18 protein-coding genes are annotated in these 24,163 nt (G+C 60.1%); 8 read left to right on the top strand and 10 right to left on the bottom strand.

Annotated features, from left to right (window positions below):
- Positions 1–613: 613 nt before the first annotated feature.
- The 7 genes from ACFPN5_RS15475 (at position 614) to ACFPN5_RS15445 (ending at position 11,440) form a co-directional block, all read left to right on the top strand.
- Positions 614–1,429 carry an SGNH/GDSL hydrolase family protein gene (locus tag ACFPN5_RS15475; RefSeq protein ID WP_379784652.1) on the top strand — a complete coding sequence of 272 codons (816 nt, stop codon included), beginning with the start codon at positions 614–616 and terminating at the stop codon, positions 1,427–1,429.
- A gap of 22 nt (positions 1,430–1,451) precedes the next feature.
- Positions 1,452–3,410, top strand: coding sequence for an MFS transporter (locus ACFPN5_RS15470; RefSeq protein WP_379784651.1), 1,959 nt, complete (start codon positions 1,452–1,454; stop codon positions 3,408–3,410).
- Positions 3,411–3,860: 450 nt separating this feature from the next.
- Positions 3,861–4,712 carry a WYL domain-containing protein gene (locus ACFPN5_RS15465; protein ID WP_379784650.1) on the top strand — a complete coding sequence of 284 codons (852 nt, stop codon included), beginning with the start codon at positions 3,861–3,863 and terminating at the stop codon, positions 4,710–4,712.
- Positions 4,694–6,160: a Wadjet anti-phage system protein JetA family protein gene (locus tag ACFPN5_RS15460; RefSeq protein ID WP_379784649.1), complete on the top strand. Its 1,467-nt coding sequence runs from the start codon at positions 4,694–4,696 to the stop codon at positions 6,158–6,160. The genes ACFPN5_RS15465 and ACFPN5_RS15460 overlap by 19 nt, the downstream gene beginning before the upstream one ends.
- Positions 6,157–6,834 (top strand): DUF4194 domain-containing protein, encoded by a 678-nt coding sequence (locus ACFPN5_RS15455; protein ID WP_379784648.1) that lies wholly within the window; start codon positions 6,157–6,159, stop codon positions 6,832–6,834. Before ACFPN5_RS15460 ends, ACFPN5_RS15455 begins: the two co-directional genes overlap by 4 nt.
- A complete protein-coding gene (locus ACFPN5_RS15450; RefSeq protein ID WP_379784647.1) occupies positions 6,831–10,268 on the top strand; it encodes an SbcC/MukB-like Walker B domain-containing protein in 3,438 nt (1,145 codons plus the stop codon). The genes ACFPN5_RS15455 and ACFPN5_RS15450 overlap by 4 nt, the downstream gene beginning before the upstream one ends.
- Positions 10,268–11,440 (top strand): Wadjet anti-phage system protein JetD domain-containing protein, encoded by a 1,173-nt coding sequence (locus ACFPN5_RS15445; protein ID WP_379784646.1) that lies wholly within the window; start codon positions 10,268–10,270, stop codon positions 11,438–11,440. Before ACFPN5_RS15450 ends, ACFPN5_RS15445 begins: the two co-directional genes overlap by 1 nt.
- 25 nt (positions 11,441–11,465) lie before the next feature.
- Here ACFPN5_RS15445 and ACFPN5_RS15440 read toward each other — a convergent pair whose 3' ends face one another.
- Positions 11,466–11,948 (bottom strand): hypothetical protein, encoded by a 483-nt coding sequence (locus ACFPN5_RS15440; RefSeq protein ID WP_379784645.1) that lies wholly within the window; start codon positions 11,946–11,948, stop codon positions 11,466–11,468.
- A 38-nt stretch (positions 11,949–11,986) separates the two neighbouring features.
- Here ACFPN5_RS15440 and ACFPN5_RS15435 point away from each other — a divergent pair, with 38 nt between their 5' ends.
- The gene (locus tag ACFPN5_RS15435) at positions 11,987–12,409 is read left to right on the top strand and encodes a helix-turn-helix domain-containing protein (protein WP_379784644.1); all 423 of its coding nucleotides are present in this window, start codon (positions 11,987–11,989) and stop codon (positions 12,407–12,409) included.
- Here ACFPN5_RS15435 and ACFPN5_RS15430 read toward each other — a convergent pair.
- The 9 genes from ACFPN5_RS15430 to ACFPN5_RS15390 all read right to left on the bottom strand — a co-directional run bounded on the left by ACFPN5_RS15430 (position 12,384) and on the right by ACFPN5_RS15390 (position 24,162).
- Positions 12,384–13,478, bottom strand: coding sequence for a hypothetical protein (locus ACFPN5_RS15430; RefSeq protein WP_379784643.1), 1,095 nt, complete (start codon positions 13,476–13,478; stop codon positions 12,384–12,386). The two genes, ACFPN5_RS15435 and ACFPN5_RS15430, sit on opposite strands and share 26 nt — an antisense overlap.
- Before the next feature lie 578 nt (positions 13,479–14,056).
- The gene (locus ACFPN5_RS15425; RefSeq protein ID WP_379784642.1) at positions 14,057–15,169 is read right to left on the bottom strand and encodes a ribonucleotide-diphosphate reductase subunit beta; all 1,113 of its coding nucleotides are present in this window, start codon (positions 15,167–15,169) and stop codon (positions 14,057–14,059) included.
- 85 nt (positions 15,170–15,254) lie between these two features.
- Entirely contained in the window at positions 15,255–18,197 is a 2,943-nt protein-coding gene (locus tag ACFPN5_RS15420; protein ID WP_379784641.1) for a ribonucleoside-diphosphate reductase subunit alpha, read from the bottom strand.
- Between the two features lie 561 nt (positions 18,198–18,758).
- Positions 18,759–18,929 carry a hypothetical protein gene (locus ACFPN5_RS15415; protein WP_379784640.1) on the bottom strand — a complete coding sequence of 57 codons (171 nt, stop codon included), beginning with the start codon at positions 18,927–18,929 and terminating at the stop codon, positions 18,759–18,761.
- 2 nt (positions 18,930–18,931) lie between these two features.
- Positions 18,932–20,377, bottom strand: a complete 1,446-nt coding sequence (locus ACFPN5_RS15410; RefSeq protein WP_379784639.1) for a sigma-54-dependent transcriptional regulator — start codon at positions 20,375–20,377, stop codon at positions 18,932–18,934.
- Positions 20,374–22,116, bottom strand: coding sequence for a sensor histidine kinase (locus tag ACFPN5_RS15405; RefSeq protein WP_379784638.1), 1,743 nt, complete (start codon positions 22,114–22,116; stop codon positions 20,374–20,376). The genes ACFPN5_RS15410 and ACFPN5_RS15405 overlap by 4 nt, the downstream gene beginning before the upstream one ends.
- A gap of 52 nt (positions 22,117–22,168) precedes the next feature.
- Positions 22,169–22,420, bottom strand: coding sequence for a PP0621 family protein (locus tag ACFPN5_RS15400; RefSeq protein WP_379784637.1), 252 nt, complete (start codon positions 22,418–22,420; stop codon positions 22,169–22,171).
- Positions 22,417–23,226: a cytochrome C assembly family protein gene (locus ACFPN5_RS15395; RefSeq protein ID WP_379784636.1), complete on the bottom strand. Its 810-nt coding sequence runs from the start codon at positions 23,224–23,226 to the stop codon at positions 22,417–22,419. The genes ACFPN5_RS15400 and ACFPN5_RS15395 overlap by 4 nt, the downstream gene beginning before the upstream one ends.
- 96 nt (positions 23,227–23,322) lie before the next feature.
- Positions 23,323–24,162 (bottom strand): ABC transporter ATP-binding protein, encoded by an 840-nt coding sequence (locus ACFPN5_RS15390; protein ID WP_379784635.1) that lies wholly within the window; start codon positions 24,160–24,162, stop codon positions 23,323–23,325.
- Position 24,163 lies beyond the last annotated feature (1 nt).

The following is a 24,163-nucleotide window of genomic DNA, read 5'->3' as shown; positions in this document are numbered from 1 at the left end:
AAATCCGGCCGACCCTGGAGTCAGGCGAATGGTTCATCGGCACTACCAATCGGTTACTGCCATTGAACCCGGCACCAGCTGAACTGCTGCAACTCCTCACGATTGCAGCGCTTCAGCCAACGACGTCGGGACACTCACCCACTACTTCAGTAGCGCTTTCACATCGCTACCCTCGCGGGCACGAAAAGAAAAAGCCGCCTTGCCTGAAAAAGATCAGGCAGTGCGGCTTGTTCTTTTCGTTACGCTTTTTGTGCATACTGATGGTATCAGCGTCCCAAGAATTCGATCGGTTTAGTTTGCCCCGGAACATGCAAAAACTTCCATGTTCACGTTTTGACAAATTCAATCACGTAAAGTACACGAAAACCTTGTCAGTGCGCAACCCGCGCACAGTTAAAACGCCCTATTGGACCATTTAGCGACGCCCCGTGCACGCAAGAGAGCTTGATCAGGATCAGTCGAAGCGCACATGACGTAGTGAGCGCCCGTCGAAAAGCACCCGCGAATGCGTCAGAGCCAGCATAAAAACGGCTGAATTTCCCCCTCCCCACCATGTCTAATCTCGAAAACGATAGCGCGCCTGCCGCTGGCACGCTGAACAAGGGAGAGGGAAATGGCACGACGAAACGTGTTTTGGGATGAGCGGGATATGGAGCGCGATGGCGAAAGAATTTATCCCTCCATCCTGGCCATTGGCGACTCCTGGTTCTGGTACCCCTTCCCCGGCGGCTCCCTCATCAGCCAGCTTGGAAAACTTGTCGAATCAAAAGAGCACAACATCCTGGCGCTTGGCTATAACGGTGCCGAAGCTTTCGACTATGTCTTCGGCAAGTATGAAAAAGCCGTACGCAGGGCCTTGCAGCTGTACGGCGACAGCCTGTCTGCCGTCTTTGTCAGCGGTGGCGGAAACGATTTCGCCGGATTCAACGACTTGCGCCCACTCCTGTTACGGGATTGTTCCAAATCAAAGAGCGCGAAAGCCTGCTTCAATGCGTCGCCCGGTGGAGAACTGCCCCGCCTGATGGAAAAAATCCAGAACAGCTATATCACCCTGCTCGGTCGTATCCTTATCCACTGCCATTCGCCTGGCTTCAAACGCATCTTTATGCATAACTACGATTACGCGATCCCGTCCGGTATCGGGGTATTCGGGCAGCAGGCCACCTGGCTGAAAGCCGCGCTGGACGATGCAAAGGTCCCGGGCGAATACCAGGCCGCTTGCATTCGCTATGTCCTCGATCAGTTCACCCTGGCCCTGGAAGAAATCGTCCAAAAGAACAGTGACCGTGTCGTGCTGGTGAACAGCAATGGGACACTCACGCCCTCCGACTGGGCCAATGAGCTGCACCCCAGGCAAAGCGGCTTCAAGAAGATTGCGAACGAGCGGTGGAAGCCGGCATTGCAGCAACTCGGGCTCGCGGCAGCATAGAAACAGGACAAGAGAGGCGGTCATGATCGACGATGCGGGCGCGAACGAGATGCCGCTGACGGCTACTGCGCTGAAAGCCTCGGGCGGCGGTGTTCCGATGGAGAAGATCATTGTGGCGATCCATGGGGTCGGAAACCAATTGCGCAGCAGTACGATCCGGTCCGTGGCGCGCCGCTTCGGCGACCGGAGCACGCCTCCGCTGCCCGTCATGCCCCTCGGTTACTTCAGTAGCGCGGCTGGCAGCAATGTGCGGTGGAGCCGGCTCGACGCCAAGCCGGACGACGTGCTGGCGAAAATCGGTTTTGCAGAAGTCTATTGGGCCGATATTCCCGCCCAGGTCGTGAAAGCGAATGACACGCTGGAAGAAACCAAGGCGTGGGGACGTACCGTCGTCAGCCGTGCTGAATCCGTGTATGAGAAATCGGTCCCGAATGGAAACCTGACGCCCCAGGACTTCGCACTCGGCATCGGCGTGGTGGAGGAACTCATTGAAACGATCGACGTCCTCGAAAACCTCTTGTGGGTAACGGCCAAAGCCGGCGTGTTCAAGTTCGAGATCGGGGAACTGCTCCGCGATTATGTTGACGATGTCCAGATCGTCACGGATTTCCCCGTGTATCGGGAAAAAATCCTGTATCGCCTGCACAGCGCGCTGGCGGCGATCGTCGCCACTTATCAGGAAACCTATCCGGGACGCGTGCCCGACATTTACCTGGTGGCGCACAGCGAAGGCACGGTCATCAGCCTGCTGGGCCTGCTCCAGGCGCTGTCGAACCAGGTTATTCCGGACCATGAAGACCCGGCAAAATCGGTGGACACCTCGTGGGTCACCTTCGTTCGTGGCTTCATGACCATTGGATCGCCCATCGACAAGCACATTACCCTGTGGCCCAAGCTGTGGGACGACTTCAATATGACGAGCAGTACCGACGAATCCGGTGCAGTCGTGCTCACCACTGGAAACCAGACCCCGGTACGGCTGCCGCGCAAAATCAAGTGGCGCAATTATTTCGATTATGGCGATCCGATCGGCTTCAAGCTGGAAAGCGCAGTCGATCTTTTACAGGACAAAGGCTGTGCAGCCTTTGAGTTCGCCACTGCGGAACATGATTTCGGATTCAGCCGTTACCCGATGCCGGGCAAGGCGCACAACGACTACTGGGACGATGCGGATGTGTTCGGCCACTTTATCGAGGATGTCGTCATCGGATCCGGCCAGGCCCAGCCACCGGCCAACCGGAGGTTTGCCAGTGTTATCAGCAAGTGCATCCCTTACTTCGCCACCTTCCTGCTGCATCTCATCGCAGTGTTTGTACTGTACAAGGCGGTCACTGCCACCTCGGATACGATATTTACAGCAGAAATTGTCTTGTCCGCGGGCGCCATTGGCTTGCTTGGCGTTTTATTGACGTGCATTACCGTGGCGGCGCGCATCCCCCGCCTGGTCAAACCAAACGGCGCGCGATGGGAAATCGTGTCGATGATATTTCTCTTGATTGGCGCGCTTTGCGTGGCCTATTTACCGACAGACGTGGCAACATTTTTAGGCGAGCGCCTGCCGAGCTTGCCGTTCACCTTGTATCCTGGCGACGAATCGGCGGCAAAGACCGCGCTGATGACTGCGGCCGTTTTTGTCGTCGTCATTGCCGGCTGGGTGGTGCCGCGCAGGCCAAAGCTGAGCCGCAGGGCATTGCTCGGTTCCGGTGCGTGCGTGATCGCCTATATCATCGGCGCACGACTGTTTTTTGACGACAGTATTGACGCGTTACCGATATGGCCCGTCATTCTTGCAGGATTGATGTTTCTGTACCTGTGGTGGCTGGCGATCATGCTGTTCGACCTGACCTTCGTCTGGCACCGTTATGTGCGCGAAGCGGTGTTCGTCCAGGCACTCAGATGCTGGCGCCGCCGCGAGGACGCCAAGCCGCGACCCATGATGGGCCTCGGTCCCGAACCGCCCCCTGTGGGCAGTCCGGTATAAAAGGTGCTGCCTGCCTTGCAGGCAGCACCGGAAATACCTGCACCGGACGTCACGCGACACACAGTCTTACATTGAGCTTGCTGTCGTCTCAAGCACTTACGGAGTCCTGCGCCTTTTTGGGAACGACACCCGGGCACATAGTCTTACTTTTTTTTCAAATCGCGACAGATAGTTGTACATTCTCTGACCTGCTGTCGATAGAAGAGAACCACACTGGACCTAATGAAGCCATCTACATCACCGACAGCCAACACCAGCCGCTACAACGAACTGCAGCGTCACTGACGGCATGGTGAAGGACAGCCATGGCTGACATCACCGATGGCCTCAAGGAACTGCGTCTACATAGCATGGCCGGCGACTGGATGCAGCGCGCATCTTATCAAAAATCACATCTTATCCAAAAAGATATGTTATCCTAAAAAATAACAACTCTTGCGCGATCTCCCCATGTCCGAAGTGTCCGACGTACCGCTAGAAGAACTGGCCCTCTTGCTTCAATGGGAGGGCTGGCTGAGCAACGCTCGTGTTCGCGAAGTCTGTGGCGTGCAAGCCGTCCGCGCGAGCGTGCTGATCCGTCAGTTTCGAGAGGCCCACCCCAAATGGCTTTATCACGACACTAAGACCAAGGCCTATTACCCCACAAGGGCATATTTCGAGCACGTGCGCAAGCAACCGTCACGGCGCGCCTACGCCGACAACTTAGTACGCTACCTTGCCTTGGTCGGCTTACCTTATGCGACACCAGTTAAGCCCGATCATCGCTACTTGGTCACGGCTCATACAGACCTATCGACCCCGTTCCCCCTTCACTTCGCCGCGCTACACGCTGCTGCGCGCGAACGGCGCGTTGTGCGCATCGCCTATCGCTCCATGACGCACCCTGAGGCGCATTTCCGTGAGATCTCGCCGCATACGGTGGTGCGCGCCGGGCGGCGCTGGCATGTCCGCGCATTTTGCGACGTGGCCAAGGACTACCGCGACTTCACCCTGGGGCGTATTGCCGGCGTCGAAACCTTGGAGCGGACGGCAGAACGGTACGTTGAACATGACATAGCCTGGCAAACACAAGTAAAGGTACGTCTTTTCCCGCATCCTGCGCTCACGCATATGCAGGCGGAGGTAATTCGCGCTGAGTACATGGGCGGAACGGCCGGACTTGTTGAGACCTGCCGCGGCGCGCTGCTCAAATACTTTGTGCAAGATGCGAGGGCGGCCGTCTCGGACGCCCAGCAGCCGCCGGAATACCAGCTAGCCGTCGAAAACGTGAAGGAGATCGAACCGTGGCTCTTCCTGAAGTAGTTCCGATCCGCGCCAAGCCGTTGTACCCGGACCTTTTCGGACGCCTGCCGGGCGACCTATTCAAGCCCCTTGCGTCGGCTAACCATGAGCGGTACTGGGCACTCCTTACCCGGCTGCACCGCAATCGATTTGGTCCAGATGCACCGCTGCCTCCGGCGGAGGGGTTACCAGTACGTGACCTCGTGGTCGACATCGAGCGGGAACTATCCGAGAACGACCCATGGGAAGAGGAGGACGGCACTACGCCCACCACCACCTCCATCAATGCACGCGCTCACATGATCTTGGGTCGTCTGGTTGAGACTGGGTGGCTGGAGAAAGGAAAATATGGGGCGGAGAAGGTAATAACGATGAGCCCTGTCATCGGACACTTTCTCGATCAGCTTGTCAGCTTCGCTGAAAGTGGGCCCGTCTACATCGGCGCGAAGATCCATTCCATCGAAGGCCTTATCGACCGTGTACACGACGGCGATGCAGGCGGTGATGTGCTCATGGAAGCCGCACAGCAAACCCGCAACCTACTCCAGTACGTGCGCAATACCAGCAACCTCATCCGCGAGATGATGGCCTCGCTGCGCAAAACGAATAACCCAGCTGATTTCGTCAACCAGTTCTTCGATTACATCGAGCGGGTCTTCCTTGGCGACTACCGTGAACTGCGCACGCGCGAGCATCCGCTCGCCAAGCGGCACGCCATTATGCGTACGGTGGAAGCGGTCGATGAGTCACCGGACGAACGCAACCGCTTAGTCGAGTGGTACGATGAAAACCGGTTCCCGGGCGACCGCCGCCGCGCCGAGGTGCAGTACGAACGAGACTTGTCGCGCCTACGTGAGCTGTCCCGAATGGACGAATATCTCGACAGGCTCGATAACGAAGTGCGCAGGGCGAACCGGCAGGCGCGCGTCTACCTTGACTATTCCATCCGAACGGTGCGTCCCATCGACCAACTGGTGCGCAATGCCATCCATGCTCTTGAAGTGGGCAAAGTGATCGATCTCGGTGACCCCTTCCCAGCGGGTGGCCTTGTGAGTGCCGATGGTTTGGCGATGCCCCGGACGAGGACCGCACGTCCTCAGGCAAGTGCGCTGCGTACGGTTCAGCCGTCACCTATGGAGATTGCGCGCTCGCGCTTGGCCCAACGGGCGATGCATGCACGGATGCTGTTTGGGCCAAAGCTGACAGCCTACTTACTCGCCCAAGCCTCCAATAACGAGGTAGGTTCGAACGCACTTGATACCTCCACCGTGGAAAACGGCCGGGCTTATCAAGAGCTGGCTAAGATCGCGTTCCACCTTCGCGCTGGAGACGTCAAGGTCAAGCGTGACGCCGCTTCGCAAGTGCCGGGGTTCGTCGTCACCCCGCAAGGAAACACCGAAGAAGACCATCCATTCATCAGCGGAGTCCCGTTTTCGGTGGCCCGTCGGACACAAAGGAGCAAGGCATGAACGGACACTGGCTGGCGCTCACTGAGCGCAGTGGCGGCACCTATACGCCGGAGGAAATCGAAGTCGCCCTATACCGTCTGGTGACGGAGCAGGTGCTCTACCACAGCGACCGGCGCAGCAGACGTGATTACGACATCGTCGCAAGCTACGAGCGGGATCTGCGGGGCGCGCTTGCGGCGCTGGGCGTGGAGCTGCATGTGGACCGTGCCTTGCGCTATGCCTACGCTTTGCCACGTCACGCGAAGACGGGAGCGATCAGCACCGGCCAGACCATCTTCGCCCTGATCCTTCGCCAGATCTACGACGAAGCTCTACGTCAAGGTAAGGATGTCAGTGACAGCGGCGAGGTGATGTGCGACCTTGTCGAACTGGAGGAAAAATACCGTCTCCTGACAAAACGGCCGTTCCCGGCATCGAAAAGCGAGCTGCGCGACTACGTGCGCGCCGCCCGACGCTGGGGAATCGCGCGGGTATCGGATGGCACCGGGAACGACCTGCCCGAGTCGGCACTGCAGGGCCAGGACTTCGTCATCCTTATCCGCCCTGCTATCACCGTCGTACTCGGCGAGGCTGCGCTCTCGCGCATTGCGGGGTGGGCCGCTACCGGTGCGGAAGATCATACGGAAGTTGGTACAGCTATCGAGGAAGACAGTATGGAGAGCGAAGAGCAATGAAACAACTCGTCAGCATCAAACTCATACAGTTCTTCCTGTACGAGAAGGAAGAGTTTCAGGTTGGCCTAAACACGGGTATTTTCGGCCCGAACGGCGCGGGCAAAAGTGCAGCTCTAGATGCCGTCCAGATCGCTCTCTTTGGCGCAAACCAGAACCTTACCGCGCTCAACGCGCAAGCCGAGGACGCCACTGGCAAGCGGACCATTCGTGAATACTGCCTTGGCCAAAGTGGTGGCCCCGACGAGCGTGCTCGTGATGTGGCCACAACCTATATTACGCTGACGTTTCGCGATACCGACACGAACGCACCAGTCACCGTGGGAGTCTGCATTCACGCGTCGGTGGATCAGGAGCGTCACGAGGTTCTCGGCCGGTACGTGATTCCCGATTTGGAGCTGGCCATTGGGGACCATCTCGAAGAGGCCGACGGCAAGCTCAGACCACGTGACTGGAAGAGCTTTCGCCACAGCCTATTACAGCGCTCTCGACTACCCGAGGATGAGATCATCTTCACGAGCAGTGGTGAACAATTCGTCAAAGGGTACCTGCTAGCACTGCGCGGCAAAAATGGCGCGGCCAATATGCAGGCGTTCCAGCGCGCGCTCCGTTTCGCGTTGCGGCTGAACCTCGGCAGCTCGGTCGATGGAATCGTGCGCGACGAGATCCTGGAACATAAGCCTACCGACACCAAAAAATTCAAGGACAACGTCCGCTCATTTAAAGAACATGTTGACCTCATCGCCACCGTCAAAAGCAAGATCGCAGGCGGCGAAGCGATTGTCGAGCAGCTCGCCAAGGCACAGCAGGAGTCAGTACGGGCGGCCACGTGGGATGCAACGCAAGTCGCGTGCATACGCGAAACGATGTTCTCACGACTTGAAGAAGCCCGTCAGTCCAAGCTGGCGGCGGACGAGCAGCATGGGTTGGCCTTGGCGCAGCTCGACAACGCGAAAGAAGCCCTTTCCAGCACCCGCGCATTGATCGACCATCTGCGTGTGCAGCGCGATGCCCACCATGCTCACCGCGACCATGGGGCCCTGCAAGCGTCCATCGAAGAGGGCCGGCAGCGCATCACACGATCGGACCGAGAAGTGTCAGCGTTCCTCTACCAGACAGACAAAATCCTCGCTAATTGTGCTGCCCACCCGGCCTTACTTAGCTCCACGGCCAGCACGCTGTTGGCATGCCGCGCCAAGCTGCCCAGTGCTGTCGACGATGCGCTGGGACTCTCACAAGGGGATCGTGACACTCTCGGCGAGATCGTGCGTAGGCAGGCCAGCGCCGTCGGCGGCGAACTCATGAAGCTGGCGATGGCGCTAAACAATGAACTCGCACACAAACAGGCGGACCTGACCAAGGCGCAGGACGAGCTGGATCAGATCAACACGGGCGGTCCAGGCCTGTCGGGGGACACAAAGCGGTTGTGGGCGGCGCTGAAGGCGTTGGGTCTGCATCCCGAGCCGGTGTTCCACCTGGTGCGCGTGACCGACGCTACGTGGCAGCCAGTCATAGAAGCGATGCTCGGGTCACACCGCGATGCGTTGATCATTCCCGAAGGCGAGGAGCGTGCCAGCTTTGACTGCTACCAATCACTTGATGGCATCTATGGCATCAAGATGGGCATGGCATCGCGGCAAAACCTTGGATTTGTACCAAAAACCGGTTCGATTGCCCAACTTATCGTCGGGGACAATCCTGCCGCCGTGGCCTACGTGCGCGCCAAATTCGTCGACTTCATGTGCGCGGAATCAAGCAAAGACGCGCTGGCCGCCGGTCGCGCATTGACGAAGGATGGAATGCGAGTTGCCGGGGGAGACCTCGACCGTATCCGGCCCGTCCCGGCAAAAGAGTTCCGTTTGGGGCGAACCAACGCCGACCGGCGTGCCGAGCTCGCTCGCCTTGTCAGCCGCCTCACAACCGAAGTCGTGCAGCTCCAAACGCAATACAACGTAGTCGATGCTTTGGTTAAGGATGTCGGGTGGCTGAGCCGCCCAGCAACATGGGAACAGGTGCTAGCCACCATCGCACTGGCCAAGCAGGCCCGCGACGAGAAAGCTCTGCTCGATGAGCGCATGGCCAACAGTGCCGATGTCGAATATCAGCGTTTGAACCGCGATCTGGAAGCGGCGATGAAACGCATGCCCACGCTAGAAAAGGAACTTGAGGGCTTTCAAGAAAGAATATTGACAGCAAATAGCAGAGCGGTAACCGCCCAGCAGTCAGCGCACAAGGCCGAAGAGGGGCATGCCGAGGTGTCAGACACGTTTAATACGGCGCGCGCTAACCCCGACTACGATCCGACACTCGCATCTACTCTGTGGGATCAATGCCTTGAGCAGTATGGGGAAGCCTATGAGGCAATGGCAGGGCATTGCCGCAAACAGGCGGATGCAGCGCGCGTCCGACTTGAAAATGCGAAGTCTCGTGGCATGAGCTCGTTTGGTACCTTCTTGACCGATCACCGCGAACAGGTTGATCTCAGCGTGCAGGAGAACTGGCGGCAGGCACGAGACTGGGTTGCAGCGCTGATCCAGCGTCTACGCGATATCGCGCTGGTTGAACATGAAGCGCGCGCTGAGGAAGCCTATCGCGTAGCGCAGGATGCGTTCACGACCGACGTAGCCGTCCGCTTAAATGAGCAAATTGAGGCCATGGAACGCACACGCAGTCGCTTGAACACCGCACTGCTCGCCTGCCCTGCGTTTTCCAACAACGAACGCTATGAGTTTGTGATCACGCCGCGCCCGGCATTGGAAGGTCTGCTGAAATTCGTACGTGATGCTGCTGGCTTGATGTTCTCACCCGGCGGGGAGATGCCCGAGCAGTTCAGGATGCTGCTGGACGACGTGGTGGTCGATGGCAATCGCGGTGCGCGCAACGCGCTGGAAGACTACCGCGAGTTTTTCTCCTTCGACATTGCAATCCATCGCGAGGATCCGTCCACGGGCACGCGTCGACGCATCGGCTATCTTAGCGCACGTCTAGGCAAAGGCTCCGGTGGTGAGCATCGCGCGCCACTTTACGTTATCGCCGGTGCAGCGCTGTCATCTGCATACAAACTCGACGCCAAGAATCGTGACAGCATGGGCCTCATCATGCTCGACGAGGCTTTCCACCGAATGGACGTCACGAACATCATCGCCACCATGCGCTATTACGAGGACTTGGGATTACAGGTTCTCCTTGCCGGGCCCGGCGAACACTTAGCCACGTTGACGGCCTTCCTTCATCGTTACTATTTGCTGGTGAAGGGTACGAGCTCCAACGCTATCGAGCTGGATCGCCATACGATCTCGGCAGAGGCGCGTGAGCTATACCGTTCGGACCTGCCTGAATTTCATCCCGAACTCGTCGACGAAGAGTTGCGGCGCATTGTCGCACCTACCGCCCATACCGCAGATAGTTCCGGTGTAACACAGCTTGTGGAGGCTTAATGGAGCTTGCATACAGTTTGCTGGGACAACTCCTGACAGCATCCGAGCGTGCGCACGCGGGTGTGAGGACGCGCCCGGCGGTGCTGACAGCCCACGATTTGCGTGCTTACCGCGAGACGAAGTCACTGAAGGAAAAGGACGAGTTTGAGGCAGTAATGAAGGCGTGCCGTGCACAACACGCGGTGAATTTATTTTGGGATCATGGGGCGGGGTCGGCGAGCGACGCATTTATTAAACGGGTATGCGCCATCGACGTGCAGGCACTGGCGTCATTTGTCGGACGCACTCCGCACAGCACATTAGTAGCCGCAGCGCGCGCCTCACTGGCGGCCCATTTCGAAGCGCACCCAGTTCTGGAGCAAGTGTTAGCGCAATGGGACCGCTTAAAGCTCGTACGCCGCACGGGGCCGGCAGATATGGCTGATTGGGTGGACGCTGTCAGGATCTTAGAGCTGGCTATGGATATGCAGGCTGAAGCAAGCATTCAGCTTCCAATACGCGAGGCTAGCTACCGCATTTTCCACGATACCAAACGTTTAGAAAAGTTGGCTGGCCCAGTCGATGTTCTGCTTTTAGGCGATATCGATACGGCGCCGCGGTCCGCAAATGACGTCTGGCAGGAGCTAGGACTGTTTCGTGAAGAGCAGCCATTTCGCCTTTCCGGGAATGTTGTGATTCAGCGGACACGGGTGACTGCAACGCTGGATGCGCCCTATGCCGCGTTCTCTGCCACGACCGTGCTGGGACTCCAGACGCCGCCAAAGTATGTCCTTAGCATTGAAAACCTCACGACGTTTCACAGCGAAGCTCGCAGGCTGTGCGACGAGCCAGTGCTTGTTTTGTACACAAACGGCATGCCGAGCCCTACGTGGCGAGAGGCTTACCTGCGCTTGGTTCACTCCACACCGCTGGAAACGCCTATCCGTCACTGGGGCGACGTAGACGAGGGAGGCTTTCGTATTGCCGCCCTCTTGGCATCGGACCTGCGAAACGCGAACCGCATGCTATCGCCGTGGCGCATGCATCCAGACGATATCGCCAAGCCGCTGCGTCGCCCCGCGTCCGAAGCTCTGGCTAACCGCATGGCATGCCACGCAAGAAAAGCAGGTTGGGACGATCTGGCCAGGCAGGTGCAACTCGCAAAGATTACCGTGGAGCAGGAAGGGCTCTAGACGGCCGTGTAGCTGATTGATGGCTTCATTTGTTCTTCCTGCTCTCTTGCCAAGCTAACCAGCCTTCCCGGTGCGCTCTCGCATCATGAAGCGCGTGATGCCATGGTCCGTTACGTTCGTGATATCGCACCACGGCATGATGAAATTCCGATGAATCGACATGTCTACGTAAATCGTATCTACCTGTTAGGTTCGATGGGCGTGTATCGCCAAACGCATCGAGAAGGAATTCCCAATCCGTAAAGCTGTCGCAAGCGACGGTGACGCTGCGTGGCAGCGTTGTGAACCATGATGTTAAGCGTGCCGAAAATTCGTCCCAGCTGAGTGCCGGTCCTGCTCTCCCAAGCTTTGGAAGAACTGCCGCACGGACAAACGAATTGCACCAATCGACTCTATAATCGGCCCGTTCCATATACAGCTCATGCTGGCCATCTTCAGCAACCATTCCTATGCTGATCAGGTCGCAGTTCAATGAGTCCGTGAATTCCGTGTCGAGAAATATCAGCATTAGATTCCAGCTTCAGTCTATTGAATAGCAATTTTCATATGAATTTTCCGATGATGACTGACGGGCTGAGCTCATCACGAAGCTCGCAACGTTCAACGTACACTTCACCATCTAGGACAATTCCGTTGCTAAATTCATACCGATGCGCACAGCGCACTGTATGTGCAGCCCCAGTCACAATATCCTGTTTTGGGATATTCCTGCGGAGATGCTCCCATCCGTGGATGAAATCTATCCATGATCCTCGGTATGTACAATTTATTGAGTTGCTTAAACAGGCTAGAGAAACGGCTGAGATCACGCAAGTAGAACTCGCCAAGAGACTCGCAAAGCACCAGTCGTATGTGGCTAAGGTTGAAAATCTCGACAGACGACTTGACATCGTTGAGCTCGTCGACTGGCTTCATGCCCTTAAGATCGTGCCTCAAGAGTTCACTAATCGCTTGTCCTGGTGGCGGTAGTCCAGGTACTCTCGCCACGAACATCTTCTTTTCGACACAAACGCACAGCACCGCTCTCTCCCATGCGGATTGCAATTGCCGCCCCTCTTCTTTCGAGGTTCGCCATGTGGGACCGGTGCGTGTTAAGTTGCCGACCGGCCTCACTGGGAGTCAGGTAGTTAGTGCGTAGACGTTTCACCTGTTCGACGTCAACCTTCTTAACGAGACGCCATGGACCGAGAGCCAAATGCTGGACAATTCCGCCTTTGATCCACGTCTTGGTAAGGGCAGTGACGCTAATTCCGATATCTTCTGCAGCGTCAGCAACACGCATCCACTCTGGGCTGTCAAGGAGCTTTTGAAATTTTCGAAGCGAAGAGCGTTTGACAAAAATCGGTCGAGTGATGGGACTCTCCTGAATAAGGAAACCCTTTCGAACTAGTTGCGCTACCTTTTGCGTGCTAATCTGAAGTATCGCAGCGACATCGCTCATCGGCAACGCTCTAGGATATCGACGAATAGGCTGGTGCCCATGTGGCCGCCTTCCCGTTCTTGTCGGATACTCTTCAATGGCTGCTATTACCTCACTGTCGATCTGCGTAAGGGCATCACGGCGAAAGAGCGAAGTCATAACAGCATCCAGGCCAGGCCCACCTACAGGGTAAACGCCGATACTTTGCAGTTTCTCTCGAAGATTCGTCGAGTTTACGCTCCACTCGCTAGCCAAGGTGCCGACTAATACAAATTCATTCTCGAACTCAAGCAGCTTATCCAACGGGACTACTGTCTTGCGTCTCCCCCCAAAGGTGCATGAAACGCTGGCGAGCCATCCAGCCCGTACCAATGTCCGAACAACGTCGGGGTGAACCCTTAATCGTTCGCCCACAGCGATGATATCTGCCCATTCGTGCGATTCCCTGACTATCGTGTAGCGCCTACGATTGACACTTGAAGTACCCGATTCTCGATGGCGGATCACCCGATCAATGTCCATCGCCGAAATTTTCTGCTGCCTACCGCCATAGCTTGGCCAATTCACCGTCCCGTTACGGATAAAGTTCTGAAGCTGAAAATGCGAAATTCCTAGCACGGCGCATACCTCATGGCACGTATATTATTTTAGCAGTAATAGACGTTTTTTGCCCCGCTATTATGCGAGTTGAACTGTATAAGAATCAAAGATTGCCATTTACAGGCATCGCTGCCAGCAATCAACGTTCCCGCACTTTATACAGGTAGGAAGATTCGCCTGTCCCTCCGCAGGGAACACATATCTTTAGCTTTCCGAGTGCAGGCCACGCGCCTGTGCCTCCACACATCGCGCAGTCGTCGCCCTTTTCTACTAGTATTAATGCACGAGTCAATCGGAAGTTCCACTCGTCTAATATCATATCGTTCTGTTCTGAATTCATCACTAAATAGGTGATTTGCAGAGCTCTGTGTCACAGCCCCAATTTAATATATCCGTCTATAAAATTATCCTTTTTTAGGATATTTTTTTGGAAAAGAAAGCCTCGGGAACCGAGGCTCAAAAACAAACTGGTTACGCTAAGGCATTAAACAACTTCGCGACGGCACTTGATTATGCATGTAGTAACATTTTTGTCGTACTAAGTAAAAGTATGCGTCGTAAATGTAAGACTATGTGCCGCGCGACGCCGGATACCATCAATCCCAGTTCAGCGCCCCACCCGTCTGGTACTCGGTCACGCGCGTCTCGAAGAAGTTACGCTCCTTCTTCAGGTCGATCATCTCGCTCATCCACGGGAACGGGTTCTCTTCGTTCGGGAACAGCGGATCGAGGCCGATCTGCACGGCGCGGCGGTTCGCGATGAAGCGCAGGTAGCCCTTGAACATCGGGGCGTTCAAACCCAGCACGCCGCGCGGCATGGTGTCTTCGGCGTAGCGGTATTCCAGTTCCACGGCTTCCAGGAACAGGGTCTTGATCTCGTCGCGGAAGGCCGGCGTCCACAGCAGCGGGTTTTCCATCTTAATCGTGTTGATCAGGTCGATGCCGAAGTTCACGTGCATCGACTCGTCGCGCAGAATGTACTGGTACTGCTCGGCGGCGCCCATCATCTTGTTCTGGCGGCCCAGCGCCAGGATCTGGGTGAAGCCGACGTAGAAGAACAGGCCTTCCATCAGGCAGGCGAAGACGATGATCGATTTGAGCAGCTTCTGGTCGTTTTCCAGCGTGCCGGTCTCGAATTTCGGGTCGGTCAGGGTCTCGATGAACGGGATCAGGAACTGGTCCTTGTCATGGATCGAGGCCACTTCGTTATACGCGTTGAAGATTTCCTGCTCGTCCAGGCCGAGCGACTCGACGATGTACTGGTAGGCGTGGGTGTGGATCGCTTCCTCGAACGCCTGGCGCAGCAGATACTGGCGGCATTCTGGCGCCGTGATGTGGCGGTAAGTGCCCAGCACGATGTTGTTGGCGGCCAGCGAATCGGCCGTCACGAAGAACCCGAGGTTGCGCTTGACCAGGCGGCGCTCGTCTTCCGACAGGCCGTTCGGGCTCTTCCACAGCTCGATGTCGCGCTGCATGTTCACTTCCTGCGGCATCCAGTGGTTCGCGCAGCCGGCCAGGTACTTGTCCCAGGCCCACTTGTACTTGAACGGCACCAGCTGGTTGACGTCGGTCTTGCCGTTGATGATGCGCTTGTCGTCGGCGTTCACGCGCTTGGCGACCAGGGCGGCGTCGACGGCTGCGGGTTCGCCTGCGCCTTGCGGTGGACGCGCAACTGGCGCGCTCGTTGGTTCATCGTCCCATGACAGCATGATAGTTCCTTCTTTTCTATTCTAGACGGCAGCGCCCGGCGCGAAGGCCGGGCGTGCATTTCAATTTTTAATACTTACTGCCAGCTTATTGGCAAGCTTCGCATTCATCGAAACCGGCGTCGCCAGGACGCAGGTAGCAGGCGGCGCCCTCTTCGATTTCCGCCGTGGCGGCCGAAGTAGAAGTAACAGCGGTAGCCGCAGGTGCAGCAGCAGCCGCTGCCGGAGCGGCATGACCCACCATGCCACCCGAGACCGACACCGCATTCAGCGCGCCGGTACGGCTGGTCGACTTCTCCATGTGCGTCGCCGCGATGGTGCGCAGGTAGTAGGTCGTCTTCAGGCCGCGCAGCCAGGCCAGCTTGTAGGTTTCGTCCAGCTTCTTGCCCGAGGCGCCGGCCATGTAGATGTTCAGCGACTGCGCCTGGTCGATCCACTTCTGGCGGCGCGATGCCTGCTCGACCAGCCACTTCGGCTCGACTTCAAACGCGGTGGCGTAGATGTCGCGCAGGTCTTGCGGCACGCGGTCGATCTTCGACAGCGAACCGTCGAAGTACTTCAGGTCGGCGATCATGACTTCGTCCCACAGGTCGCGTGCCTTCAGGTCGCGCACCAGGTACGAATTGATCTCGGTGAACTCGCCCGACAGGTTCGACTTCACGTACAGGTTCTGGAAGGTCGGCTCGATGCAGGCCGACACGCCGATGATGTTCGAGATCGTCGCGGTCGGTGCGATCGCCACGCAGTTCGAGTTACGCATGCCGAACTGCTTGATGCGGTTGCGCACCAGGCTCCAGTCCATCGATTCGCTCGTGTCCTGCTCGAGGTAGCCGCCGCGCTCGTCCGCCAGCAGCTTGATCGAGTCCTGCGGCAGGATGCCGCGGTCCCACAGCGAACCCTCGTACGACTCGTAGCGGCCGCGCTCTTCGGCCAGCTCGGTCGAAGCTAGGTAAGCAAAATAGCAGACGGCTTCCATCGAACGGTCGGCGAATTCCACCGCTTTGTCCGAGGCAAACGGCACACGCATCATGTGCAGGCAGTCCTGGTGGCCCATGATGCCCATGCCGACCGGGCGGTGGCGCAGGTTCGAATTGCGCGCCTTCTCGACCGCGTAGTAGTTGATGTCGATGACATTGTCGAGCATGCGCATCGCGGTGCGGATCGTCTTTTGCAGTTTTACATGATCCAGGCCATCGCCCTTCATGTGCTGCGGCAGGTTGATCGAGCCCAGGTTGCAGACCGCGATTTCGTCGGCGCTGGTGTTCAGGGTGATCTCGGTGCACAGGTTCGACGAGTGCACGACGCCGATGTGCTGCTGCGGCGAGCGGATGTTGCACGGGTCCTTGAACGTGATCCATGGGTGGCCGGTCTCGAACAGCATCGACAGCATCTTGCGCCACAGGTCGAGCGCTTCGATCTTCTTGAAGACCATCATTTCGCCGCGCTCGGCTTTCGCTTCGTACGCCAGGTAGGCGGTCTCGAAGGCCTTGCCGACCAGGTCGTGCAGGTCCGGGGTTTCGCTCGGGGTGAACAGGGTCCAGTAGCCCTTTTCCATCACGCGCTTCATGAACAGGTCGGGAATCCAGTTCGCCGTGTTCATGTCGTGGGTGCGGCGGCGGTCGTCGCCGGTATTCTTGCGCAGGTCGAGGAATTCCTCGATGTCCATGTGCCAGGTTTCCAGGTAGGCGCAGACCGCGCCCTTGCGCTTGCCGCCCTGGTTCACGGCCACGGCCGTGTCGTTGACCACTTTCAGGAACGGCACCACGCCTTGCGACTTGCCGTTGGTGCCCTTGATGCGCGAGCCGAGCGCGCGCACCGGGGTCCAGTCGTTACCGAGGCCGCCGGCGAATTTCGACAGCAGCGCGTTTTCCTTGATGGCGTCGTAGATGCCTTCCAGGTCGTCGCCGACGGTGGTCAGGTAGCACGACGAGAGCTGCGAGCGGCGCGTGCCCGAGTTGAACAGGGTCGGGGTCGAGCTCATGAAGTCAAACGACGACAGCAGGTTGTAGAACTCGACGGCGCGCTCTTCGCGGTCCGCTTCGCGCAGGGCCAGGCCCATCGCGACGCGCATGTAGAAGGCTTGCGGCATCTCGATGCGGGTGTCACGCACGTGCAGGAAGTAGCGGTCGTACAGGGTCTGCAGGCCGATGTAGCCGAACTGCAGGTCGCGGTCGGCGACCAGGGCTTTCGCCAGGCGCTCGAGGTCGTACTTGCCCAGTTCGGCGTCGAGCAGTTCGTTCTCGATGCCCTTGGCGATGTATTGCGGGAAGTAAGTCACGTACTCGGCCGCGGCTTTCGCTTGCGGGACTTCCTTGCCGAAGACTTCCTTGCGGATCGTGTGCAACAGGATTCGTGCGGTCACCTGGCTGTAGGCCGGGTCCTTTTCCATCAGCGCGCGCGCAGCCAGGATGGCGGACTTGTGCAGCTCTTCGACCGGCACGCCGTCGTACAGGTTTTTCAGGGTCTCGGCGACGATCGCATCGGCGTCGACGTGCTTTTCCAGGCCGACGCAGGCGGCGTTCACCAGGCCGTGCACGGCATCCATGTCCAGCGGACGGCGCTCGCCGCCGTCGATCACGTGGATCTGCGGCGCGGCGATCTGCGATCCACCCGCAGCTTCTTTTGCTGCGCGGCGCTCTTCCATCTGCTTGGCGCGGTACAGCACGTAGGCGCGCGCGACATCGTGCTCGCCCGAGCGCATCAAGGACAATTCGACCTGATCCTGCACATCTTCGATGTGGAAGGTGCCGCCGTTCGGCTGGCGGCGCATCAGGGCAGCGACCACGTTGTTGGTCAGCTCTTCCACCAGCTCGCGGATGCGGGCCGAAGCCGCGCCCTGGCCGCCGGCCACGGCCAGGAAGGCCTTGGTCATCGCGACCGAGATCTTGTTCGGCTCGAACGGCACGACGGCGCCGTTACGGCGCAGGATGCGGTAGTCGGCGCGGGCGGCCAGTTCGGCGGCGCTGTTGCCGCTGGCTGGCGTGCCTGGTGCCGCGTGCGGGTGGATGGAAATGTCTTGTGAAGTCTGCATGGGGCCTCCAGGAAGGGCAGTCAGGCTGCCCCTATGGTTGTCGGTCGATCGCCCGCAAGGGCGGGCAGCCAATATGTATTAAAAATTCGAAACAAAAAACTGCAAAGCAAAACGCATCCCGGCCAGCCGGATTCACCAGGCTGGACGACGTTCTCGCGGATGGATTAACTTGCTTGAAACAAATATGAAGCTGTTGAGCTATTGCTGTCTGTGTCACACGCCAGATCTTGAATACTTGAGTCTGGTACCACTAGATCTAGTGCCTTGGTTTGACAATGGACTAATTGTAGTACCGGGGCGGCGCAAGTCGCAAGCGATTAAATTTCCGAAATCAGGGGTTTTTTACACGCGCAGCTCTTGACATTGGATGGTTTGACATCGAATGCGACGTCGCAGGTAAGTGAGCACTAACCTGCTGCTTAAAGCTTGTTCAGCACACGCCGGCATTGCCCAATCGCAGTGCAGAGTGCACTATTTTGCACTGGCAAAAAGGCAACGCTTTTTGACAAGTTCAGGGTTGAGATGACGCAAAGCCGGGTGCCAGGTCACCACGCATCGACTTCACCCCGGCCGGCTGCCTGTCGGCGCCACGGGCGCCACGCAGGCATTCGCCCTGCTGTCCCATTGCCCGCCGGCCTTGCGGCAGGCATTGGCATCGCGTTCACTCTTCATCCACATCAGGGCGGCGACAATCGCAATCGCGAGGGCCATATACCGTAAGCGTTTTGGCATGGTTAATTCTCCGGAGCCTGGATATCGAGTTTCTGCATCTGGTAACGCAGCTGGCGCACGCTGATGCCCAGCAGGCTGGCGGTCTTCGTGCGGTTGAACTGGGTCTGCTGCAAGGCGCGGCCGATGATGTCGCGCTCAACCTGTTCGAGGTAGGCCGGCAGGTTGCTCGGCAAGGATTCAGGGCCCAGCGCTGCCGCTTCGACGGCAACCGGTGCCGCCGGAGACGGCGGCGGCACGGCCGATGTGGGCGCGATGGCCACCACCGGAGACGGCGCTGCCTCGGGCCGCGCCATCTCCGCGAGCCGCGCCGCTTTTAAGGACAAATCCTCGACCTCGATCATGCCGCCATCGGCAAAGGCCAGCGCCCGTTCCAGCACGTTCTCCAGTTCGCGCACGTTGCCGGGGAAGGAATACGCGCGCAAGGCCTCCAGCACCCCCGGCCCGAGCGCGGCGCCGCCGGGCCCGGCCAGGCGCGCCAGGATCGCGTTCGCCAGCACCGGCAGGTCATCTAACCGTTCGCGCAGCGGCGGCAGCGTCAGCTCGATCACGTTCAGGCGGTAGAACAAATCCTGGCGGAAGACGCCGGTCTCGACGCATTTCGCCAAATCCTTGTGCGTGGCGCTGATGATGCGCACGTCCACCGGTTCCTCCAGGGTGGCGCCGATCTTGCGCACGCGCCGCTCCTGGATCGCGCGCAGCAGTTTTACTTGCATCGCCAGCGGCAGGTCGGCCACTTCGTCGAGCATCAGGGTGCCGCCGTTGGCTGCCTGGAAGAAGCCTTCTCGCTCTTCCCCGGCGCCGGTGAAGGCGCCCTTGCGGTGGCCGAAGAATTCGGACTCCATCAGGTTTTCCGGGATCGCGCCGCAGTTGACGGCGACAAATGGCCGGGCCGCGCGCGAACTCTGGGCGTGGATTTCGCGCGCCGCCAGTTCCTTGCCGGCGCCGGATTCGCCGTTGATCGCAATTGGCGCCATCGAGCGCGCCAGGCGCGCGATCTGGGCGCGCAGCGACTGCATGGCTTGCGAATTGCCGATCAGGCGCGAGCCGGTGCCGCCCTCGCCCTGCGCGGCGCCGGCAGGCGTTTCGGAGAGCTTCAAGGCCGAGCGCACCATCACGCGCAGCTCGTCCAGCACGACCGGCTTGGACACGTAGTCGAAGGCGCCCGCCTTCAGTGCCACCACGGCGTTCTCGGCACTGCCGAAGGCGGTAATCACGGCGATCGGCGTTTTCGAGCTGCCCGAGACTTCGCGCACCAGCTCCAGCCCCAGCCCGTCGGGCAGGCGCATGTCGGTCAGCACCAGCGCATAGGCGTGATCGGCAACCAGCCGGCGCGCTTCGCGCAGGGTGGCGGCGCAGTCGACATCGAGTCCCATCTTGACGAGGGTGATCTCGAGCAGGTCGCGCAGGTCGGGTTCGTCGTCGACAACAAGGATGCGGGGAGAACTCATGACTGCCTTTCAAGAACCGGGCGCGCCGCGCCGGGCGCGGGCGGCTGGGCGAAGGTGATGACAAACCGCCCGCTCGCCCCGGCATCGGCGCCTGGGCGCAGGTCGAAGCGCGACTCGTAATCGAGCTTCGCGCCATTGTTCAGGCACAGCTCGCGCGCCAGGTACAGGCCCAGCCCCGTGCCCTTGCTCGAGGTCGTGTAGAAGGGCTCGAACAGGTGGGCGCGCACTTCGGGCGTGATGCCGGGGCCGTCGTCCTGCACGTGCAGTTCCAGCGTACCAAAGGCGTCGAGCTCGGGCCAGATGCGGATGCTGCCGGGTGCGCGGCTGGCGTAGCGGATGGCATTGCCGAGCAGGTTGACGAGCACTTCCCGCAGGTGCAGCGCGTCGAAGCGCACCTCGATGGCGCCGGCCCCTCCGAGCCACACTATATCATCGGCCAAACCCTGGGTTTCGCAGAATTCCGCCTTCAGCTCGGCCAAAAATTGCGCCAGCAGCAGCGGCTCCGCATACGGCTGCGCCTTGCGCGACAGCTGCAGGATGTCCTCGACCATCCGGTTCACGCGCGCCACGTTGTCGCCGATGATCTTGAGCAGGCGCACCTCGGCCTTGCCGTGCAGGTCCTCGGCCAGCAGCGCCGTGGCGTGGCCGATCGCCGACAGCGGATTCCTCACCTCGTGCGCGATGCTCGCGGTCAGGCGCCCCATCGACGCCAGTTTCAGTTGCTGCGCCTGGTTTTCGATGGCGCTCACGTCCTGCAGGAAAACGACATGGCGGCCAGGGGCGCCGGGGCCGGCTCCGGCAACCTGTGCAAAGCGCAGTTTCAGGTGCGCCGGCTGGTCGCGCCGCGCGCGCAGGCCACCCTCGCCAGCTGTCGCTTCCTGGAACGGCTTCAGGATCACCCAGGCCGCATCCGGCCCGGCCTCGCCCGGCACCGGCTGAATTGCTGCCAACTGCGCGGACAGCGCGGACGGGATCGCTCCCGTGCCGAGCCAGGCGGCAAACGCCTGCGCCACCGGCTCCAGGCCCGGCTCGTCCATGCGCAGCAGCGCCGCACCCTCGAACCCCAGCATGCGCCGCGCCGCCGGGTTGGCGGTATGGATCGCGCCGTCGGCCCCGACCACCAGCACGCCGTCGCCGACGTCCGCGATGACGATCTCGTTGATCGCCTGCTGCACCTGCAGGTCGGCGCCGCGCTGGGCGGCTAGTTCTTCCTGGCCGATCAGGCGCGCCGCCAGCCGGTTAACCAGCCAGACCACGGCGAAAAAGGCGATGCCGTACATCCCGCCGCGCATCAGGGCCGGCTCGCCGTGCGTGACGGTCTGCCACAGCGCCTCGAGCAGGATGAAGATGGTGGCGAGCGCTGCCGAGAACAGCGCCAGCACCAGCGGCGCGAGGATCGCGGCGCCGGCGAGCGGGAACAGGTAGAGGATGCCCAGGCCGCTGCGCACGCCGCCGGCGGCGAGATACAGCAGCGAGATGACCGCCAGGTCGACTGCGACCTGGGCCCCCAGCTGGGCCAGGAAGCGCCTGCGCCACAGGGTCGTCAGCGCGCCGAAGCAGAGGGCCGCGCCGAGGTAGAAGAAACAGGTGCGCGCATACGCGGGTGCAGCCTGGGCCTGGCCACCGCGCACGTCGAAGGCCAAGTACAGGATCAGCACCAGCGCGATGACGATGCGCGTGACGTTCAGGGCCTGGAGCGAGCGCCAGAACGTGTCGCGCGCCTGGCTGGATAATGGCAAGGACAGTGGCAAGGACAGGGGCAAGCGCGTACTCAATGTGTTGGCGCGCCCATCAATTGTTCAACTTGGCGGCATGGGCGGGGCTGCAGTAGTCCTGGCCCTCGGCGCGCACGGCTTCCGAGGCCGGGAAATGCAGGCCGCAGTGCGCGCAGCTGGTCATGTTTTCGATGACGGCGGTGCTCTGCGCGGCGGGCCGCGGCGGCGGCACATGCGTCTCGGCACGGCGGATGGCGGCTCTCAGCTTTGCCCTGATGGCAAACCCGACCACGATGATGAGGATGACCCAGAACACGATGCGGCTCATGCGACACCCCGCTGCAGCACGACTTCGAGCACGAAGCGGCTGCCGACATAGGCCAGCGCCAGCGTGGCGAAGCCCGCCAGCGTGAAGCGCAGTGCCGTCTTGCCGCGCCAGCCGCGCCAGCGCCGCCCGGCCAGCAGGGCCGCGAACAGGAGCCAGGACAGCAGCGCGAACACGTTCTTGTGGTCCCAGCGCATGGCGCGGTCAAAGAGCTGCTCGGAGAACACGACGCCAGACAGCACCGTCAGGGTAAGCAGCACGAAGCCGATCCCGATCAGGCGAAACAGCAGCTTTTCCATCGTCAGCAGGGCCGGCAGCTGGTCGAGCGCCCCGCCGAACCAGCCGCTGCCGGCGACCACGGTGCGCGCATGCAGGCGCGTTTCCTGGAGCGCCATCAGCACCGCGTGGAAGGCGGCGATCGTCAGCGTGCTGTAGGCCAGCACTGCCACTGCGACGTGCCAGCCGAAGGCGCTCGACTGCCCCTGCAGCGGCATCAGCGCGCCCGGGAACAGCACCGGCAGCAAGGTCGCCAGGACGGCGCAGGGCATGACCAAGCGGCGCAGGCCGTCGAGGGCGAAGTTGCGGTTCTCGACCCAGTAGGCGGCAACCGACACCCAGAGGGCGGCCGAGAGCATGATGGCGAAACCGATGCGCAGGCTGCCGGGGGCGAACGCATCGCTCCACAGGGCGGCGCCGTGCACGGCCCAGGCCAGCGCGGTCACGCCTGAAATGACAGCGCCCCGGCTTGAAGGCAGCAGGGCGCAGGCCGCGTACAGGAAAGCCGCGGCAAGAAAAAGGGTGTTGTGCATAACGGCAGTCTACACCAACGGGCACCACCGGTGGCAGGGCGGCCGGCAGCGGCCCTGCCACCGGCAAGCGCGTTTCTACAACTTCTTTCCTGCTGCCTAATCCACCGCCGCCATGCGCAGCTCGTCGCTGTGGTGGCGCTGCTGCTCTTCCATGACGAGGTGGCCCAGCTCGCGTTTGAGCTCGTTGAAATCGGGCGCGGCCGGGTCGCGCAGGCGCGGGATCTCGACCAGCATGTCGCGCTTGACCGTGCCGGGGCGGTAAGTCATGACGACGATGCGGTCGGCCAGGTAGATCGCTTCCTCGATGCTGTGGGTCACGAAAATGATGGTTTTCTGCAGTTCCGACCAGATGCGCAGCAGCTCGTCCTGCAGGTTGCGCCGGGTCAGCGCGTCGAGGGCGCCGAAGGGCTCGTCCATCAACATGATCGGCGAATCGAGCGCCAGCACGCGCGCGATCGCCACCCGCTGGCGCATGCCGCCGGACAGGTCCTTCGGGTAGCGCGCGCGAAAGTCCGACAGCGACAGCATTTTCAGGAGCCGCTCGACGATGGCGTCGATCTCGGCCTTCGGCCGGCGCTTGATTTCCAGGCCGAACGCGATGTTCTTCTCGACCGTCATCCATGGGAATAGCGCGTACTCCTGGAACACCATCCCGCGCTCCGGGCCGGGTCCGGTCACTTCCCTGCCGTCGACCAGGATGCGGCCGGAACTGGGCAGCGAAAAGCCCGCGACCGCGTTGAGCAGGGTCGACTTGCCGCAGCCCGAGGGACCGAGCAGGCAGACGAACTGGCCGTGCGGGATGGCGAGGTCGATATCCTGCAGCGCCACGACCTGGCGCCCTTCGCTGGCAAAGACCTTGCCAACGCCGTTGACGCGGATATGCGCTGCGTGGGCCGCAGTGGATGCCGCAGTGGATGCATTAGTGGAGGTGTTCATC

The sequence above is a fragment of the Massilia niabensis genome (genome assembly GCF_042655085.1).
GTDB classification, from domain to species: domain Bacteria; phylum Pseudomonadota; class Gammaproteobacteria; order Burkholderiales; family Burkholderiaceae_D; genus Telluria; species Telluria niabensis.
This window is presented reverse-complemented; position numbering and strand designations above follow the sequence as displayed.

Bases quoted from the DNA above. Each gene is read 5' to 3' on its own strand.
- ACFPN5_RS15475 (WP_379784652.1), top strand. From the start codon at position 614: ATGGCACGACGAAACGTGTTTTGGGATGAGCGGGATATGGAGCGCGAT.
- ACFPN5_RS15470 (WP_379784651.1), top strand. From the start codon at position 1,452: ATGATCGACGATGCGGGCGCGAACGAGATGCCGCTGACGGCTACTGCG.
- ACFPN5_RS15465 (WP_379784650.1), top strand. From the start codon at position 3,861: ATGTCCGAAGTGTCCGACGTACCGCTAGAAGAACTGGCCCTCTTGCTT.
- ACFPN5_RS15455 (WP_379784648.1), top strand. From the start codon at position 6,157: ATGAACGGACACTGGCTGGCGCTCACTGAGCGCAGTGGCGGCACCTAT.
- ACFPN5_RS15450 (WP_379784647.1), top strand. From the start codon at position 6,831: ATGAAACAACTCGTCAGCATCAAACTCATACAGTTCTTCCTGTACGAG.
- ACFPN5_RS15445 (WP_379784646.1), top strand. From the start codon at position 10,268: ATGGAGCTTGCATACAGTTTGCTGGGACAACTCCTGACAGCATCCGAG.
- ACFPN5_RS15440 (WP_379784645.1), bottom strand. From the start codon at position 11,948: ATGCTGATATTTCTCGACACGGAATTCACGGACTCATTGAACTGCGAC.
- ACFPN5_RS15435 (WP_379784644.1), top strand. From the start codon at position 11,987: ATGAATTTTCCGATGATGACTGACGGGCTGAGCTCATCACGAAGCTCG.
- ACFPN5_RS15425 (WP_379784642.1), bottom strand. From the start codon at position 15,169: ATGCTGTCATGGGACGATGAACCAACGAGCGCGCCAGTTGCGCGTCCA.
- ACFPN5_RS15420 (WP_379784641.1), bottom strand. From the start codon at position 18,197: ATGCAGACTTCACAAGACATTTCCATCCACCCGCACGCGGCACCAGGC.
- ACFPN5_RS15415 (WP_379784640.1), bottom strand. From the start codon at position 18,929: ATGCCAAAACGCTTACGGTATATGGCCCTCGCGATTGCGATTGTCGCC.
- ACFPN5_RS15410 (WP_379784639.1), bottom strand. From the start codon at position 20,377: ATGAGTTCTCCCCGCATCCTTGTTGTCGACGACGAACCCGACCTGCGC.
- ACFPN5_RS15400 (WP_379784637.1), bottom strand. From the start codon at position 22,420: ATGAGCCGCATCGTGTTCTGGGTCATCCTCATCATCGTGGTCGGGTTT.
- ACFPN5_RS15395 (WP_379784636.1), bottom strand. From the start codon at position 23,226: ATGCACAACACCCTTTTTCTTGCCGCGGCTTTCCTGTACGCGGCCTGC.
- ACFPN5_RS15390 (WP_379784635.1), bottom strand. From the start codon at position 24,162: ATGAACACCTCCACTAATGCATCCACTGCGGCATCCACTGCGGCCCAC.